Below are 17,071 nucleotides of genomic sequence, written 5' to 3' on the forward strand. Positions count from 1 at the left end.
ATTGAACGTTCAATCAACAAAGAATAAGCTCTGCGACAATTCGTCGCGATTTACCGGTTTTCCTACGGGGTAAATGGCGCAGAAACGAGACATCAAGAGCCCAGAGACCCGCGCAATCGCGGGGCAAGGGCTTTCCGGGTGTCTTTATAACACCCGCCGGTCGGCTGCCAACCCACCGATTGGCCGGGTATCGCGTTGCCTTGTCCTTCTCTCGCACTGCCTGGAGCATCCGTGCAATGAGTTCTGCCTTGCTAATAAAGACCCCGCCGCAGAAGGTGACGGTCAACGGTTGGGTGTTCTACACCTCCACCGCGCTGATTCTGTTGCTGACCGCCATTCTGATCATTGCCCCGCAGGAGGCCGGCCGTCTGCTCGGCATTGCCCAGGCGTGGTTGTCCCGCAGCTTCGGCTGGTACTACATGGTGGTCATCGCTGCCTATCTGGTGTTTGTGGTCGGCCTGGCATTTTCCTCCTATGGCAAGCTCAAGCTGGGCGGCAAGGACGATACGCCGGACTTCAGCTACGGCGCCTGGGCCGGGATGCTGTTTTCGTCGGGCATCGGCATTTCATTGCTGTACTTCGGCGCATCCGAGCCGCTGGACCATTTCTTCAACCCCCCTGAAGGCGTGGCCGGCAGCCAGATGGCCGCGCGCCAGGCCGTGCAATTGACGTTCTTGCACTGGGGCCTGCATGGTTGGGCGATCTATGCCCTGGTGGGCTTGGCCGTGGCGTATTTCGCCTATCGGCACAACCAGCCGCTGGCGCTGCGCTCGGCCCTGTATCCATTGGTGGGCGAGCGCTGGGTCAAGGGCGCGGCCGGCCATGCGGTGGACGGTTTCGGCATGTTCGTGACGCTGCTGGGGCTGGTGACCAACCTGGGGATCGGTTCGCTGCAAGTCGCGTCCGGTTTGGAAAACCTGTTTGGCATCGAGCACAGCAACACCAATTTGCTGATCGTGATCATCGTGATGAGCACCGTGGCGACCATCGCCGCCGTGTCCGGCGTGGAAAACGGCATCCGCCGGTTGTCCAACCTGAACATCGTATTGTTCAGCGGCTTGCTGATTTTCGTGCTGCTGTTCGGTCCGACCCTGCACCTGCTCAACGGTTTCGTGCAGAACATCGGCGACTACCTCAACGGCGTGGTGCTTAAGACATTCGACCTGTACGTCTATGCCGATGACACCGCGAAATCGGGCCGTTGGATGGGCTTGTGGACCCTGTTCTACTGGGCCTGGTGGATCTCCTGGGCGCCTTTTGTCGGCATGTTCATCGCGCGCATTTCCCGTGGCCGCACCGTGCGTGAGTTGGTGGCGGGCGTGTTGCTGATACCCCTGGGCTTCACCCTGGCCTGGTTGTCGATCTTCGGTAACTCGGCCCTGGACCTGGTGATGAACCACGGCGCGGTCGAGCTGGGCAAGACGGCGTTGACGCAGCCGTCGATGTCGATCTATCAGCTGCTCGAATACTATCCGGCGTCGAAGGTCGTGATCGGCGTGTCGATCTTCGTCGGTTTCGTCCTGTTCCTGACCCCGGCTGACTCCGGCGCGGTGATGATGGCGAACCTTTCGTGCCAGGGCGGCAACGTTGACGAAGACGCGCCGCATTGGCTGCGGATCTTCTGGTCGGTGGTGATCACGCTGGTGACCATCGGCCTGTTGTTCGCGGGCAACTTCGAGGCGATGCAAACCATGGTGGTGTTGGCTGGCCTGCCGTTCTCGGTGGTGCTGGTGTGCTTCATGTTCGGGCTGCACAAGGCCATGCGCGAGGATGTGCGGGTTGAGCAGGAACGGGCGGAGTTGGCGGCGCTGGGTCGGGTCTTTAGCTGACCCGTTCGATAGTTGTGAACACTCTTGTGGCGAGGGGATAAATCCCCTCGCCACAACAGCATTCCAATTCTTGTTTCTGCGCACACAAAAACGCCGCGATCATCTCGCGGCGTTTTTGTGTGCATTGGCTTTAGCCCAGGTTCTTGCCGAGCAGGGCGTGATACAGCTCGCTGTCGCCGAGGATGCCGACGACTTGCTGATTATCGTGAAGCACCAGTTTGTTGCCGGTCTGGTAGCGGATCTGCAACGCGTCGCGCATGCCGATGCTGGAGTCGACCAAGGTCGGGAAACGCCCCAAGCCTTCGACGGACTGCCCTGGCGCCCAGTTCTGCAGGTCCAGGGCGGCGCCGTTCTGCCGGGCGCCCTTGATGGTGTTGCCTTCGGCCAGGTCAAGCCAGGAGTCGCCGCCCGGATCCAGGCACACCGAGCCGTTGATGCGCTTGCAGTTGTCCAGGGTGCGCATCAGGCTGCGGCCGCAGAGCACATTGAGCGGATTGGTATGGGCGACGAACGTGCGCACATAGTCGTCCGCCGGGTTCAACACGATCTGTTCCGGCTTGCTGTACTGGATGATGCGGCCGTCTTTCATGATCGCGATACGGCTGCCCAGCTTCAGGGCTTCGTCCAGGTCGTGGCTGACGAACACGATGGTCTTGCTCAGCTTGCGTTGCAGTTCCAGCAGTTCGTCCTGCAGGCCTTGGCGGATCAGCGGGTCGAGGGCCGAGAATGGTTCGTCCATCAACAGGATGTCGGCGTCCATCGCCAGGGCCCGGGCCAGGCCGACCCGTTGCTGCATGCCGCCAGACAGCTCGTCGGGCTTCTTGTTGCGCCACTGGGTCAGGCCCACCAGCTCGAGTTTTTCATCCACCAGCTTCTTGCGTTCCTTCTCCGGCCGGCCCTGCATTTCCAGGCCGAAGCTGATGTTTTCGCGCACCGTCAGCCAAGGCATCAGGGCGAACTTCTGGAACACCATGGCGATGCGCTTGGTGCGCATCATCTTCAGTTCGGCGGGAGTGCAGGAGGCGATATCGATCTGCCGGCCTTCGTGCTCGACGAACAATTTGCCGCGACTCACGGTGTTCAAACCGTTGATGCAACGCAGCAAGCTGGATTTGCCGGAGCCGGAAAGGCCCATCAGCACGCAGATCTCGCCTTTTTCGATGTCGAGGCTGGCTTTTTCCACGCCGACGATCTGCCCGGTCTTCTTCAGGATTTCGTTGCGCGTCATGCCCTTGTCGAGCAATTTGAGGGCTTCGCGTGGATCTTTGGAGAAGATCACGTCGACCTCTTCGAAGCGGATTATGCTCATGCGTCACCCCCTACTTTGGCGTCGGGTTGTTTGCAGATTCGGTCGAGCATGATCGCCAGCAATACGATCGCCAGGCCGGCTTCGAAGCCCAGGGCGATATCAGCGGTGTTCAATGCGTTGACCACGGGTTTGCCCAGGCCGTCGGCACCGACCAGTGCCGCGATGACCACCATCGACAGCGACAACATGATGCATTGGGTGATTCCGGCGGCGATGCTCGGCATGGCGTGAGGCAGTTCGATGCGCGACAGGAGCTGGCGCCGGGAGCAGCCGAAGGCTTTACCGGCGTCCATCAGTTCGTCCGGAACGTCGCGGATGCCCAGGTAGGTCAGGCGGATGGGCGCGGCGATCGCGAATACCACCGTGGAGATCAGGCCCGGGACCACACCCAGACCGAACAGGGTCAGGGTAGGAATGAGGTAGACGAAGGTCGGTACGGTCTGCATCAGATCGAGCACCGGACGCATCATGGTGTAGAACATCGGCTTGTGCGCGGCAACAATGCCCAGCGGCACACCGATAAGCACGCAGACCAAGGTCGCGAAGAGCACCTGGGCGAGGGTTTCCATGGTCTCTTGCCAGTAACCCAGGTTGAGGATCAACAAGAAGGACGCGATAACGAAAACGGTCAGGCCCCATTTGCGCTGGATGAAGTGCGCCAGTAGCGCGATGAGGCCGATAAGCACCAGGGGATTGAACCAGGTCAGCGCAAACGTCACGCCGTGAATCATCGTTTCCAGAAACATTGCGATTGCGTCGAAGGTGTCGGCGCCGTTTTGCGTCAACCATTCGACAAAGCCCGCGATGTACTGGCCCAAGGGTATTTTCTGATCAATAAGCATGGTAGTGAACGTCCGCATGCAAGGAATAAACAGCCCGGGCGAGCGAACTCGCCCGGCATAAGCTTTTTACTGCGCGAGCTTGGCTTTCACGGCCTCCAGGCCAGGTTTACCGTCAACGGTGGTGACGCCGGCGAGCCAGGTATCGAGTACTTGTGGGTTTTTCTTCAACCAGGCCTTGGCGGCGGCTTCAGGCTTCATCTTGTCGTCCAGCACGTTGCCCATCAGCGTGCTTTCCATGTCCAGGGTAAAGACCAGGTTTTTCAGCAACTGGCCAACGTTGCTGCATTCCTGGGCATAGCCCTTGCGGGTGTTGGTGTAGATGGTCGCCTGGCCGAAGTTCGGGCCGAAGTACTCATCGCCACCGGTGAGGTATTTCATCTTGAAGCGGGTGTTCATCGGATGCGGTTCCCAGCCCAGGAACACCACGGCGGTGCTGCGACGCTGGGCCCGATCGACCTGGGAAAGCATGCCGGCTTCGCTTGACTCGACGACCTTGAAGCCGGCGTCCTTGAGGCCGAAGGCGTTCTTGTCGATCATGCTCTGGATCAAGCGGTTGCCGTCGTTGCCCGGTTCGATGCCGTAGATCTTGCCGTCCAGTTCCTTCTTGAACTTGGCGATGTCGGCAAAATCCTTGAGGCCTTTGTTGTACAGTTCTTCGGGGACCGCCAGGGTGTACTTGGCGTTTTCCAGGTTGGCGCGCACGGTTTCCACGGTGCCCGCTTCACGATAGGCCTTGATGTCGTTTTCCATGGTCGGCATCCAGTTGCCGAGGAACACGTCCATGTTCTTGCCATCGGCCAGGGACTTGTAGGTCACCGGCACGGAGATCATCGTGGTCTTGGTCTTGTAGCCGAGGGCGTCGAGCACGACGCTGGTGGTGGCGGTGGTCACGGTGATGTCGGTCCAGCCGACATCGGAGAAGTTGACGGTACTGCATTGGGCGGGTTCTGCAGCGTTGGCCAGCATCGGAAGACTCAGCATGGCGGCCAACAACAACGGCGTGGAACCTTTCATGGGTGGACTCCTGGTGTTTTATCGGCAGTGTCCGGTCGGGACAACCGCGCTTTTTTGCTTTTTTTAAGTTGCGGTTGGCGGCGCGTGGGCACTCTTCGTGGCACGCGGCCTTGCAAACGAGCCGTAACCGATCATGTACCAGTGCAAATCCGACGCCTACAGGGCGCGTCGTATCCAGTACAGGGAGGGTCGCATCCAGTGTTGGTGACGTCGTTTACAGATTTTTTCGGCCCTCGGCTGGCTTCTGATACGTAAAAAACGTCGTAAAACCTGGGCGACAAAGACGCGGCGTTGGTGGGCATGATTGCGTCGGTGTCAGACGTCGAAAGCCCATTCAAAAGCCGGATGATGCGGCCATCCCGGCGTTGAGCGTAGCAGCTGCGCCACCGGACGCTCCCGCGCCCGGATGTGTCCGTTCTGGAGAGTCAAGGCAATGGCCATCAGCGTGTTCGACCTGTTCAAGATTGGTATCGGCCCGTCCAGTTCCCACACCGTGGGGCCCATGCGCGCAGCGGCGCTGTTTGTCGAAGCGTTGCGGGCCAAGTCGCTTTTAAATGACGTGCGGCGGGTCGAGGTGCAATTGTTTGGTTCGCTGTCGGCCACCGGCATCGGTCACGGCAGCGATACCGCCACGATCATGGGCTTGATGGGCGAATGGCCCGACTCGATCGATCCGTCGCAAATCGGTACGCGCATCGAGCTGCTGCGCGAGACCCAGACCCTGCTGCTCGATGGCCGCCTGCCGGTGCCTTTCGTCTGGTCCCGCGATATGCGCCTGCTCGACGAAAACCTGCCGTTCCACCCCAACGCGATGACGCTGGTGGCGGAGGGTGAAAACGGCGAACTGCACCGCGACACCTATTATTCGGTCGGTGGCGGCTTTGTAGTCGACCAGGCCCAGGCGTCCAGCGGCGTGATGGACCTGGACACCACCGAGTTGCCTTACGATTTCTCCAGCGCCGAGGAACTGCTCGGGCTGTGTCGCACGCATAACCTGCGAGTGGCTGAGCTGATGATGGCCAACGAGAAGGTCTGGCGTTCGGAAGAAGAGATTCGCAGCGGCCTGATGAGGCTCTGGCGAGCGATGCAGGACTGCGTAGAGCAGGGCCTCAAGCACGAGGGCATCCTGCCTGGCGGCTTGAATGTGCGCCGGCGCGCGGCCAAGTTGTACCGCAGCCTGCAAGAGCTGAACAAACCGAACGTGATCGGCTCGACCTTGAGCGCCATGGAGTGGGTCAACCTGTTCGCCCTGGCGGTCAACGAAGAAAACGCCGCTGGCGGGCGCATGGTCACGGCGCCGACCAATGGTGCGGCGGGGATCATCCCGGCGGTGCTGCATTACTTCATGAAATTCAGCGAGGCCGTTACTGACGCCAACGTCGTGGATTATTTCCTCGGCGCGGCTGCGGTGGGCATCCTGTGCAAGAAGAACGCCTCGATCTCGGGCGCCGAAGTCGGCTGCCAGGGTGAAGTCGGCTCGGCCTGCGCCATGGCGGCGGCAGGCCTGGCGGAAATCCTCGGAGCCACGCCGGAGCAACTGTGCAACGCGGCGGAAATCGGCCTGGAGCACAACCTCGGCCTGACCTGCGATCCGGTGGGCGGCCTGGTCCAGGTGCCGTGTATCGAGCGCAACGCCATCGCCGCGGTGAAAGCAATCAATGCCGCGCAGATGGCCCTTCGGGGTGATGGTCAGCATTTCATCTCCCTGGACCGTGTGATCCGCACTATGCGCGATACCGGCGCCGACATGCACGACAAATACAAAGAGACTTCACGGGGCGGGCTGGCGGTAAGCGCGGTGGAATGCTGATTCAGCACTGCAAGATAATCCCGTGGCGAGGGAGCAGGCTCCCTCGCCACGGGTGTTGAAAAATCGCTCGTAAAACGCACACCGCAGGAAAAACACGCCACGTTTTGGCGCGTCGCAAACAGATAAGGCGTGACTTGGCGGTCACGCCTTTGTACGCCGCCCTACCGTCCGTCCCCGCGCTTGCGGTGACAACCATCGCGCAAACGGCGCGGCCCAGTGACCACAAGTGCTACCGATCTGCTCACAGCCCGCCCTGGCGTTCGCCCGCAGCCCATGATGGCACTTGGAGCCCGGCCTCGACGGGGCCCTTATATAGACACGCCGGCATGTCGTTTTCAGGAGTTATTGAACGCGCATTCAAATTTAGGCATGGCAATTGCTCTGTCCCGATAAAGCCCCTCTCACGCAAGAGAATGAGGGCAATAACAAGAGCCTCCGCCTGAGGCCATCACCCGCTTTGTGTGAGGAGATACCGCGATGACGACGTCCAACTCCGGGGCCCAACCCCAGAACCGTGCGCCTCAATCCATCGGCTTTCTGCTGCTGGACAATTTCACGCTGATTTCCCTGGCGTCCGCGGTGGAACCGCTACGCATGGCCAACCAGCTGTCGGGGCGCGAGCTGTACCGCTGGACCACCCTGACCGTCGATGGCGGCCAGGTCTGGGCCAGTGACGGTTTGCAGATCACCCCGGACGCCTCCATGCACAAAGCCCCGGCCCTGGACACCGTCATCGTGTGCGGCGGCATCGGCATCCAGCGCACCGTAACCCGCGAACATGTCTCATGGCTGCAAGGCCAGGCCCGTCAATCCCGTCGTCTTGGCGCAGTCTGCACCGGCAGTTGGGCCCTGGCGTGCGCCGGCCTGCTGGACGGTTTCGATTGCAGCGTGCACTGGGAATGCCTGGCCGCGATGCAGGAAGCTTTCCCACGGGTTTCGATGAGCACGCGCCTGTTCACGCTTGACCGCAACCGCTTCACAAGCTCCGGCGGCACCGCGCCGCTGGACATGATGCTGCACTTGATCAGCCGTGATCACGGTCGCGAGTTGTCGGCGGCGATTTCGGAAATGTTTGTCTACGAGCGTATCCGCAACGAGCAGGATCACCAACGTGTGCCGCTCAAGCACATGCTTGGCACCAACCAGCCGAAGTTGCAGGAAATCGTCGCGCTGATGGAGGCCAATCTCGAGGAGCCGATCGACCTGGACGAGTTGGCGGTGTACGTCGCTGTGTCCCGCCGTCAGCTGGAGCGCCTGTTCCAGAAATACCTGCATTGTTCGCCGTCGCGCTATTACCTCAAGCTGCGACTGATTCGTGCGCGGCAATTGCTCAAGCAGACGCCGATGTCGATCATCGAAGTGGCCTCGGTGTGCGGCTTCGTCTCCACGCCGCATTTCTCCAAGTGCTACCGCGAATACTTCGGCATTCCGCCACGGGACGAGCGCGTCGGCTCCAACACCACGCAACAAGTGGCGATGATGCCGCTGCCGCAGGCGTTGGTGCTGTCGCCGCTGTCCGGCCCGCTGTCGGCGCTGAGCCAGGCGCGCAATGAGTCGACGTTTGCGAGTGTGAGGCTCTAAGACTTCAGCGCGTTCATCGCGAGCAGGCTCGCTCCCACAGGTTTTGTGCGTTCACAAATCCTGTGGGAGCGAGCTTGCTCGCGATGGGTTTCATCAGGCGTTATGGTTCTGCTGGTACTGCGCCAACGCCGGCAACAGTTGCTGATCGATTGCCTGGCGCACCGCCGGCAGGATGGTCGCGCTGCTGGTGTACATTTCCTTGACCAGCCTGCGCAGCTCATTGGCGCGAGCCCTGTCCAGGCCGCGTACGGCGCACTCGCACGCCTGCTCGGCAGTCGCGCCACTGGGTATCTGCAACCCCAGGGCCTTCAGATGGCCCAGCAGGTCTTCCTGGTCGATCAAATCGGCGTACATCATGACGCTTTTCCTTGTTCAGGGATTGGGGTCGTGCCTGGATTCTGGTAGCCACCCGAATCGGCGGCAAGGGCAAATCGTCGTTCTGTCATGATTGACTATGAACGCGTCGTTTTCGGCTAACTCGCTGGGTCCGGGACTGGGCACACTGGCCCCAAGCTGCATCACGATGGTTTGGTCACCCTCGCGCCACAGCTCCTCCAGTAACGCTCCTGCCCCGATCCTGTCACGGCTTGATCGGGGATTTTTTTGCCTGTGTGAATCCGCAAATAATCGGTTGTCTGGCAGGCCGCTATCGCGAGCAAGCTCGCTCCCACAGGGAAATGCTTTCACCTGTGGCAGCGAGCTTGCTCGCGATGAACGATGACGCGGTCTAGCGTTGCAACACCAGAATGCGCGACAGCAATTCATCCCGATCCACATAACACCCTTGGAAATGCCGCGCCCCGGTAGCAGGGTCGAAGGCGTTGCGCGCGTGGAGCGTGCGGCGGTTGTCGAAGCACCAGAGCTGCCCGGGTTCGAGTCGTTGCACCAGGCGAAAGCGTGGCTCGCGGGTCAGCGCGATGAAGCGGCGGTAGGCGCGGTAAAGCCTGGGCATCTGCTCCACCGAGGTGTCAAAGGGGCCGCGCAGAAAGTTCGCCATGCGGATCTCCGAGACTTGCCCAAGGGCGTCCAACGCAATGATCGGCGCCAGGCAGCGGTAGTCGCTGTGGCGGTCCTTGTTGCGAAATTCCACCGGGATCTGGCACAGCGCCTCGAAGGCATCGGGATCTTCCTGGCGCAGCGCCTGGGCAATGGCGAAACCGTCGACGAAGATACTCTCGCCACCCACGGCCTCGTTCACCAGACAATGCAGGAACTGCAACCCCGGCTGCAATTCCCGCGTCGGCAAGTCGCTGTGCAACGGCAGGTTAAAAGCGGTGTAGGCGTTGCTGTCGGCGTCGGCCTTGGATTGCACGTTGAAGAGCACGCCGAAATTGCTCTCGCGAACGAAGGAAATGCGTTGGGCAATCTGTTTCAGCGAGCCGGGCTCGGTGGGCACGCCCCGCACTTGGGTCAGGCCGATGTCGCGTACCGCCAGCAGCCATTGCAGCAGCGCGTCGGCATCCTCCATCAGCGCCTGGTATTCGAACATTGGCAGCTGCAAGTCGCACTGCCATAGCTGGCGTTGCGGCCTGCCGTCGAGTCGTTCGGCCCTGGAGACTTCGTCATAGGCGTGAGCGCGCAGCCAGCCCGGGTCGAATTGGCTTTGGTGGCCGTCCCGCCAGGCCACGCGCAGGCGGCCTTCACCATCAACGCGGATTTCATCCGGCGCCAAATCTTCGGGCACATCGACAATCTCCAGGACCTGCTCACGGGTCACGCTGTAGACGCATTCCTGGCAAGGGCAGTTGTCCCGCAGCCACTGGTGATGAAAAGGACTGATCCGACCGTCGGCCCACGTGACGTGAACCCGGTCGGCCAAGGGGATTGCGGCAGTCAAGGCGTGGACCAGAGGGTAGCTGCGGAAGTCGGCAATTGCGGCGGCGGTGTGCATGTCGGTCTCCTATAGGAGGTTTATCGGGCGGGTGGCAGGGCGATGACACGCCCGATGCAGGATGGCGCCGGCAGGTCGGACTGGCTGTCGAGCAGGGCTTTGAGTTGGCTCAGGGTCTGTTCGCTAAACGGCGCCGAACGTGGCCCCGCCAGATCGACGTGCAGTAGCATCTGCTCATTGCCGGCCAGCTCTTTGTCGCCGCCCGCCAAGTGCAGGCTGTGGTAGAGGTGCAGGCGTTTGGCATCGTGGCCGAGGATGTGCGTATGCACCTCGACATCGGCGCCGAGCTTCACTTCGTGCAGGTAGTTCAGGTGCAGCTCGAGGGTGAACAGCGAATGGCCGCTGGCTTCGCGGCTCTGGCTGTCCAGGCCGAGCCGGTCCATCAACGCATCGGTGGCGTAGCTGAAGATCAGCAAGTAGAAGGCGTCGCGCAGGTGGCCGTTGTAGTCGACCCATTCTGGGAGGATGCGGGTTTGGTAGGTAGTGAGGGTGGGCATGTTGGACTCCAATGCAATCGTGGCGAGGGAGCTTGCTCCCGCTGGGCTGTGAAGCAGCCCCAAACCGGTTGTACGCGGTGTATCAGCCAAATGGCATTCGCTGGTTTTGCGACCGCTGCGCGGCCGAGCGGGAGCAAGCTCCCTCGCCACAGGAATGGTGTTATTCGCTAAAAATCATTCCGTGCTTTTGCTTGGTGGCCTTCACCGCCTCCAGCACCGCCAACAGGCAATCATCACGATAGCGTTCCAAAGCTGAAATGCTGTGCTGCCCCAACTGTTCGCTCGTCCCGTCCACCACATCGTCGATCAGTTTCTCGGTCAGTTCCGGTGCCGGCAGGTAGGTCCAGGGCAGTTGCAACGCCGGGCCGAACTGAGCCATGAAGTGACGCATCCCAGCGTCGCCGCCGGCCAGGGTGTAGGTCAGGAATGTGCCCATGAATGACCAGCGCAGGCCGGCGCCAAAACGGATGGCATCGTCGATTTCGCCGGTGGTCGCCACGCCGTCATTGACCAAGTGCAGCGCCTCGCGCCAGAGCGCTTCAAGCAAGCGGTCGGCAATGAAACCGGGCACTTCCTTGCGCACGTGCAGCGGCCGCATGCCGAGGGATTCGTAGACTTGCATCGCCGCTTGCACGGCCTCGGGTGCGGTGTTTTTGCCGCCGACCACTTCCACCAGGGGCAGCAGGTAGACCGGATTGAACGGGTGACCGACCACGCACCGTTCCGGATGGGTCGAGCTTTCATAGAATTCGCTCGGCAGCAGCCCGGAGGTGCTCGACCCGATCAACGCGTTCGGCTTGGCGGCGGCGCTGATCTGGCTGTGCAGCTGCAATTTGAGCTCCAGGCGCTCGGGGGCACTTTCCTGGATGAAGTCGGCGTCGCGCACGCATTCCTCGATGGTCGCGACAAAACGCAGCCGATCCTGCGAAGCGCCAGGGGCCAGGCCTTGTTTCTCCAGGGCGCCCCAAGCATTGGCGACGCGCTTGCGCAACGCGGCTTCGGCGCCGGGCGCCGGGTCCCAGGCGACCACGTCGAGGCCATGGGCCAGGGCGCGGCTGACCCAGCCGCTGCCGATGACGCCACTGCCCAGGGCGGCGAAGGTCTTGATGTCGGTGATAAAGCTCATGGTGGTTTCCTGAATAGTGCGGTGATCCAAATGTGGGAGCGAGCCTGCTCGCGATGACGGAGTGTCAGTCGACGAATGTGTAGGCTCTTCCACCGCTATCGCGAGCAGGCTCGCTCCCACAAGGGGAAGATGTGGACTCGGGTTTAGCCGCGCTGGACCAGGCCCATTTTCTTGCGACCTTCGGCAGGCGTAAGCACCCGTGCGCCGAGGCGGCTGAGGATTTCGCCGGCTCGCTCCACCAGTTGGCCGTTGGTGGCGAGCACGCCTTTGTCCAGCCAGAGGTTGTCTTCCAGCCCGACCCGTACGTTGCCACCCAGCAGCACGGCTTGGGCCGCCATTGGCATTTGCATGCGGCCGATGCCGAAGCCGGCCCACACCGCGTCGGCGGGCAGGTTGTCGACCATGGCTTTCATTGTGGTGGTGTCGGCCGGCGCGCCCCATGGGATGCCCAGGCAGAGTTGGAACAGCGGATTGTCCAGCAGGCCTTCCTTGATCAGTTGCTTGGCGAACCACAGGTGGCCGGTGTCGAAGATCTCCAGCTCTGCCTTCACGCCGAGCTCGGTGATGCGCTTGGCGCCGGCCCGCAGTTGCGCCGGAGTGGAGACGTAAATGGTGTCGCCGTCGCCGAAGTTCAGGGTGCCGCAATCCAGGGTGCAGATTTCCGGCAGCAGCTCTTCAACGTGGGCCAGGCGGGTCAGTGGACCCACCAGGTCAGTGTTGGGGCCGAACTCCATCGGACGTTCGCCGGCACCGATCTCCAGGTCGCCGCCCATGCCAGCGGTGAGGTTGACGATGATGTCGACGTCCGCCTCACGGATGCGCTCCATCACTTCGCGATACAGCGCCACATCACGGCTGAACTTGCCGGTTTGCGGATCGCGAACGTGGCAATGGACCACCGTGGCGCCGGCCTTGGCGGCCTCGACGGCAGCGGCGGCGATCTGTTTCGGAGTGACCGGCACGTGAGGGCTCTTGGCGGTCGTGTCGCCAGCACCGGTGAGTGCGCAGGTGATGATGACGTCGTGGTTCATGGTGCGGATTCCTTCAGGCGTGGTGAGTCACTGCGCAGCCCTTGAAGACCGCGCAGAGGGATAACGTTCAGTCAGTTACTGGTGAGTTTCAGGTTGTCGGCGGCGGGCTTGCCATCGAAGGTGGTCACGCCTTCGAGCCAGCGCTGTTTGTCCTGTGGATGGTCCTTGAGCCATTGCCGGGCCGATTCGAGCGGATCCTTGTGATCGAGCAGCGGCTGCATCATCCGGCTCTCGTCTTCGGCGGTGAAGGTCAGGTTGCTCAGCAGACGGCTGACGTTCGGGCATTGCTCGGCGTAGTTCGGCGCGGTGACGGTCCACACGGTGGCCATGCCTTCGTTCGGACCGAGGGCGTCTTCACTGCCGGTGAGGTAGGTCATTTGCACGTTGACGTTCATCGGGTGCGGCGCCCAGCCGAAGAACACCACGGCTTCCTTGCGTCGCACGGCGCGGTCCACGGCGGCGAGCATGCCGGCCTCGCTGGACTCGACCAGTTGGAATTTGCCCAGGCCGAACTGATTCTTGGCAATCATCGCCTTGATCTGGGTGTTGGCGCCGGAGCCGGGCTCGATGCCGTAGATCTTGCCGCCCAGCTCCTTCTCGAATTTGGCGATGTCAGCGAACGTCTTCAGACCCTTGTCGGCCAGGTAAGTCGGCACGGCCAGGGTGGCGCGGGCGTCCTTCAGGCTGGGCTGCTCAAGCACCTTGACCTGCTTGGCTTCGACGAACGGGGTGATGGTCTGGGTCATCAGCGGGTTCCAGTAGCCCAGGAACATGTCCAGGCGCTGATCGCGGATGCCGGCGAAAATGATCTGCTGGGAGGCGCTGGTCTGCTTGGTCTTGTAGCCGAGGCCGTCGAGCATCACTTGGGTCAGGGCGCTGGTGGCAATGACGTCCGTCCAGTTGACCACGCCCAGGCGCACATTCTGGCAAGCGGCGGGTTCGGCTGCGAGGGCGGCCTGGTTCAGTAAAGAAGTGGTGCTGAGTGCAATAACGCAGCAGCTGATCAGTCGTTTCATTGTCGGGTTCCTCGGCAGCTTATTGTTATGGGGCCCGGTGTCTGTGCGCCGGTGATGCCACGTTACGCAGGCCCGGGCGGGGCAAAACGCACAGCGGCGACGTGCTCTTGCACTACAGCGACTCTTGAACGGTTGTTGCAACTGGCGTATCAAGGTCCGCACGCTGCCCGCCAACCGAGAGCGTTTCATGTCCCAGGATTTCTATTTCTTGTTGATGCCGGGTTTCTCGGCCATCGGTTTCATTTCGGCCATCGAGCCGTTACGGGTCGCCAATCGGTTTCGTGGCGAGCTTTACCGCTGGCATGTCCTGAGTGCCGATGGCGGAGCGGTGCTGGCGAGCAATGGCATGTCGGTCAACGCCGATGCTGCGCTGGAGCCGCTGAAGAAGGGCGCGACGCTCTGGATCGTGGCGGGCTTCGAGCCGTTGAAGTTCGTCAGCCCGGTGCTTGAGAGGTGGTTGCACCGGCTGGATAACGACGGTGTCATCCTCGGCGGAATCGACACCGGCAGCGTGGTGCTCGCGGAAGCGGGATTGCTGGATGGCCATCGCGTCACCCTGCACTGGGAGGCGATCGAGGCGTTCAAGGAGTCCTATCCCCAGCTCGCCGTGACCCAGGAGCTCTTCGAAATCGACCGCCGCCGCATCACCTGCGCCGGCGGCACTGCCTCGATTGACCTCATGCTCGACCTGATCGGGCAGGCCCACGGCCCGGAACTCGCAATCCAGGTCAGCGAGCAGTTCGTGCTCGGTCGCATTCGTCCACGCAAAGATCACCAGCGCATGGAAATCGCCACCCGCTACGGCATTCGCAACAAGAAGCTGGTGCATGTGATTGGAGAAATGGAGGCCAACAGCGAACCGCCACTGAGCACCCTGGCGCTGGCCGAATCGATCAACGTCACGCGCCGCCAGCTTGAACGCCTGTTCCGCCTGCACCTGAACGACACGCCGAGTAATTTCTACCTGCGCCTGCGCTTGGAAAAGGCCCGGCAACTGCTGCGCCAGACCGACATGAGTGTGCTGGAAGTCAGCATTGCCTGTGGATTCGAATCGCCGTCGTATTTCACCCGCAGCTACAGGGCACGGTTTGCACGTTGCCCTAGGGAGGATCGGCGGCGGCAGGGGGATGAGCGGGAGGTGGTTTGACAGGCTGGCCCGGCCGCCCCCAAAACCAGACACCGCGGTGCAACAGGTAACCCCTGCAAACCGGTTCACCACTGCTGCGCAGCCGAGCGGGAGCAAGCTCCCTCGCCACGGGTACTGTGTTTGGAAAGGGCTACTTCTTCATCAACGCCGAACACGCCGCCTTGTATGCCTCATGCTGATACTTGTTCAGCGTCGTCGGCAGGGCGAAGTCATGTTTTTTGCTCTGTGCGTTGATGGTCTGTGGCGACAGCAGTGTCACTTCGCAGCCTTCGAGCAATTGGAAAACGCCTTCGATCTTGAAGGTGGTCGGGCCGCCCGCGAACTCACCTTTCTTGCTGCGCTTCTTGATGGCGATGCGGTCGATGCCATTGTCCGCCACGAAAGCCCGCACTTGCGCGGCGAAGGCTTTGACGCTGGCGGCTTCGTCGTCATCGTCCAGGGCGATTTTCTTGGTGTTCAGCGCGACGTGGCTCAACGCCTGCTGGTCCAGCAAGGCAACGGCGATGATCGCTTCGCTGCCTTTGATTTCGATGCCGCAGATGATCATGCTTGGCCTTGGATTCCGGAGGTCTGGAACGCGAGTGTATCCGCCTTGCTCAATTCATGCTCGCCCGCAGGTCCAGCATGATCTTGTCGAAATAGTCGACCCGGATCACCCCAAAGCGCGGGTACTCGAAATCCAGGATCACATACAACACGCAGACCATCACCGCCGCATAGCCCAGGCTGTGCAGCCAGTTGCGCTGCCGGGTGCCGGCCATGCCGTAGCCGATCAGCATGGCGCTGATCAGGGTCATGGTCACGAGCATCAGGTAAATGGTCAGGGGGGGGTGGGTTTCGTGAGCCACGGCGCGCGTCGTGGTGATGTCGATCATTTCGTTTTGCGCCTGCAGCACAGGCGTTCCCAAGGTTGGGGTGGGCATCTGTTGCAGGGCGGCGACGGTACGTTTCCAGATGGTTTGCTGCAGATCATTGGCTCGGTCATGGGCCGCTTCGTCGACTTCGTCTTCGCGCAAGTCGCGGTAATACTCGATACGGGCATCGACATACTCTCGGAATGCCTGGCGGATGTCCGGTTGTTCGCTGGCGGGCAGAAGATCCAGGCGCAACCAGGCGGTGCCCATGGCATTGGTTTCGGCAACGATCAACGCGCGGCGCTGGTCCAGGCGCGAGGCCGCCCCGGAAAAGGTGAAGGCAATCAGCAGTGCCAGCAGGCCAAACACCGCGCCTTCGATGGCCCCGATGCCCTGGCGAGCGCCGTCCGGGTCCTGGGCCAGGTGACGGTTGCCGACTTGGCGACCGGCCTCGATGCCCAGCACGATGGCGATAAAGATGGCTAACCCGTAGAAGGGCAAGGCTGTAAGAGAGTGCATACGAAAATCCTCTGATCGTCGTGTGTGACTCGTCTGTACAGCCCGGCTCGGACGGGTATGCAGCCAGTGTAGACGGCGTTGCGCAGTTCTTCCTATAACCGCTGTTCGTTCACTCCTGCCCAATCGATTCCAAGAACTCCGACCGGTCATCGCTCACCTGGGCCATGCAGTCGTTTTCGGCGATTTTGTAGGCGTCGCTGCCGGGCTTGGCCGGGAAGGCGGCGATGGCGCAGTCGGCTTCGCGCTGTTTTTGCCAGAGTTGTTGAGCGGCCTTGATCTTGGCGGTGATGTCGTTGAGCTGGGCCTTGTCGCTGGCGTAGCGGGTTTGCAGGCGTTCGTTGAGGCTCTGCAGGTTGTCGCTGAGCAACTGCTCGGCGGCGGCTTTGCCATAGGCGGAACAGGCCAGGGTCTGGACGTCGTTTTCAACTTCGTCGCAGGGGTTGGGCTCGGTGTCTTCGGTCGCGTGGGCGACGGTGCTGATCAGTGCCAGGGCAAGGAAGATCGATTTCATCGGGTTGTCGCTCAAATCCAGTGAAAGCCAGTGGTGCCGCGGATTCTGGCCCAAGCGCCGGGTAAATAACAGATGGACAGAGGGGGGCCGCCGC

The 17,071-nt window shown here is 61.5% G+C and carries 16 protein-coding genes; 4 read left to right on the forward strand and 12 right to left on the reverse strand.

What is annotated here, in order from left to right; genetic code table 11:
* Positions 1-293 precede the first annotated feature (293 nt).
* Entirely contained in the window at positions 294-1,829 is a 1,536-nt protein-coding gene (locus tag J3P81_RS01985) for a BCCT family transporter (RefSeq protein ID WP_434564071.1), read from the forward strand.
* Positions 1,830-1,959: 130 nt separating this feature from the next.
* Here the strand turns inward: J3P81_RS01985 and choV are convergent, their stop codons facing one another.
* The 3 genes from choV to J3P81_RS02000 form a co-directional block, all read right to left on the reverse strand.
* Complete coding sequence (gene choV / locus J3P81_RS01990) at positions 1,960-3,138, reverse strand: choline ABC transporter ATP-binding protein (RefSeq protein ID WP_420764961.1); 1,179 nt, start codon at positions 3,136-3,138, stop codon at positions 1,960-1,962.
* Complete coding sequence (choW, locus tag J3P81_RS01995; RefSeq protein WP_420764960.1) at positions 3,135-3,980, reverse strand: choline ABC transporter permease subunit; 846 nt, start codon at positions 3,978-3,980, stop codon at positions 3,135-3,137. Before choW ends, choV begins: the two co-directional genes overlap by 4 nt.
* Positions 3,981-4,046: 66 nt before the next feature.
* Positions 4,047-4,994: a choline ABC transporter substrate-binding protein gene (locus J3P81_RS02000; protein ID WP_420764959.1), complete on the reverse strand. Its 948-nt coding sequence runs from the start codon at positions 4,992-4,994 to the stop codon at positions 4,047-4,049.
* Positions 4,995-5,427: 433 nt separating this feature from the next.
* On the opposite strand from J3P81_RS02000, the gene J3P81_RS02005 reads away from it, so the two are divergent.
* The gene (locus J3P81_RS02005) at positions 5,428-6,804 is read left to right on the forward strand and encodes an L-serine ammonia-lyase (protein WP_434561887.1); all 1,377 of its coding nucleotides are present in this window, start codon (positions 5,428-5,430) and stop codon (positions 6,802-6,804) included.
* 477 nt (positions 6,805-7,281) lie between these two features.
* Positions 7,282-8,385, forward strand: a complete 1,104-nt coding sequence (locus tag J3P81_RS02010; RefSeq protein WP_013694424.1) for a GlxA family transcriptional regulator — start codon at positions 7,282-7,284, stop codon at positions 8,383-8,385.
* A gap of 93 nt (positions 8,386-8,478) precedes the next feature.
* Here the strand turns inward: J3P81_RS02010 and J3P81_RS02015 are convergent, their stop codons facing one another.
* The 6 genes from J3P81_RS02015 to choX form a co-directional block, all read right to left on the reverse strand.
* Positions 8,479-8,742, reverse strand: a complete 264-nt coding sequence (locus J3P81_RS02015) for a hypothetical protein (protein ID WP_434561889.1) — start codon at positions 8,740-8,742, stop codon at positions 8,479-8,481.
* A gap of 370 nt (positions 8,743-9,112) precedes the next feature.
* The gene (locus tag J3P81_RS02020; protein WP_434561891.1) at positions 9,113-10,276 is read right to left on the reverse strand and encodes a gamma-butyrobetaine dioxygenase; all 1,164 of its coding nucleotides are present in this window, start codon (positions 10,274-10,276) and stop codon (positions 9,113-9,115) included.
* A gap of 20 nt (positions 10,277-10,296) precedes the next feature.
* Positions 10,297-10,773, reverse strand: a complete 477-nt coding sequence (locus J3P81_RS02025) for a thioesterase family protein (RefSeq protein WP_434561893.1) — start codon at positions 10,771-10,773, stop codon at positions 10,297-10,299.
* A 160-nt stretch (positions 10,774-10,933) separates the two neighbouring features.
* Complete coding sequence (locus J3P81_RS02030) at positions 10,934-11,899, reverse strand: L-carnitine dehydrogenase (RefSeq protein ID WP_434561895.1); 966 nt, start codon at positions 11,897-11,899, stop codon at positions 10,934-10,936.
* A gap of 143 nt (positions 11,900-12,042) precedes the next feature.
* Positions 12,043-12,930, reverse strand: a complete 888-nt coding sequence (locus tag J3P81_RS02035; protein ID WP_045157164.1) for a 3-keto-5-aminohexanoate cleavage protein — start codon at positions 12,928-12,930, stop codon at positions 12,043-12,045.
* 71 nt (positions 12,931-13,001) lie between these two features.
* Entirely contained in the window at positions 13,002-13,946 is a 945-nt protein-coding gene (gene choX / locus J3P81_RS02040; protein ID WP_420764953.1) for a choline ABC transporter substrate-binding protein, read from the reverse strand.
* 187 nt (positions 13,947-14,133) lie between these two features.
* On the opposite strand from choX, the gene J3P81_RS02045 reads away from it, so the two are divergent.
* On the forward strand, positions 14,134-15,093 hold the full coding sequence (locus J3P81_RS02045; RefSeq protein WP_434561897.1) for a GlxA family transcriptional regulator: 960 nt from the start codon (positions 14,134-14,136) through the stop codon (positions 15,091-15,093).
* A gap of 130 nt (positions 15,094-15,223) precedes the next feature.
* Here the strand turns inward: J3P81_RS02045 and J3P81_RS02050 are convergent, their stop codons facing one another.
* The 3 genes from J3P81_RS02050 to J3P81_RS02060 form a co-directional block, all read right to left on the reverse strand.
* Complete coding sequence (locus J3P81_RS02050; protein WP_434561899.1) at positions 15,224-15,640, reverse strand: DUF3010 family protein; 417 nt, start codon at positions 15,638-15,640, stop codon at positions 15,224-15,226.
* A gap of 49 nt (positions 15,641-15,689) precedes the next feature.
* The gene (locus J3P81_RS02055) at positions 15,690-16,466 is read right to left on the reverse strand and encodes a DUF4239 domain-containing protein (protein ID WP_434561901.1); all 777 of its coding nucleotides are present in this window, start codon (positions 16,464-16,466) and stop codon (positions 15,690-15,692) included.
* Positions 16,467-16,575: 109 nt separating this feature from the next.
* Positions 16,576-16,977, reverse strand: coding sequence for a lysozyme inhibitor LprI family protein (locus J3P81_RS02060; protein WP_434561903.1), 402 nt, complete (start codon positions 16,975-16,977; stop codon positions 16,576-16,578).
* Positions 16,978-17,071: the final 94 nt, after the last annotated feature.

The organism is Pseudomonas sp. R1-6 (assembly GCF_051132115.1).
Classification (GTDB): domain Bacteria; phylum Pseudomonadota; class Gammaproteobacteria; order Pseudomonadales; family Pseudomonadaceae; genus Aquipseudomonas.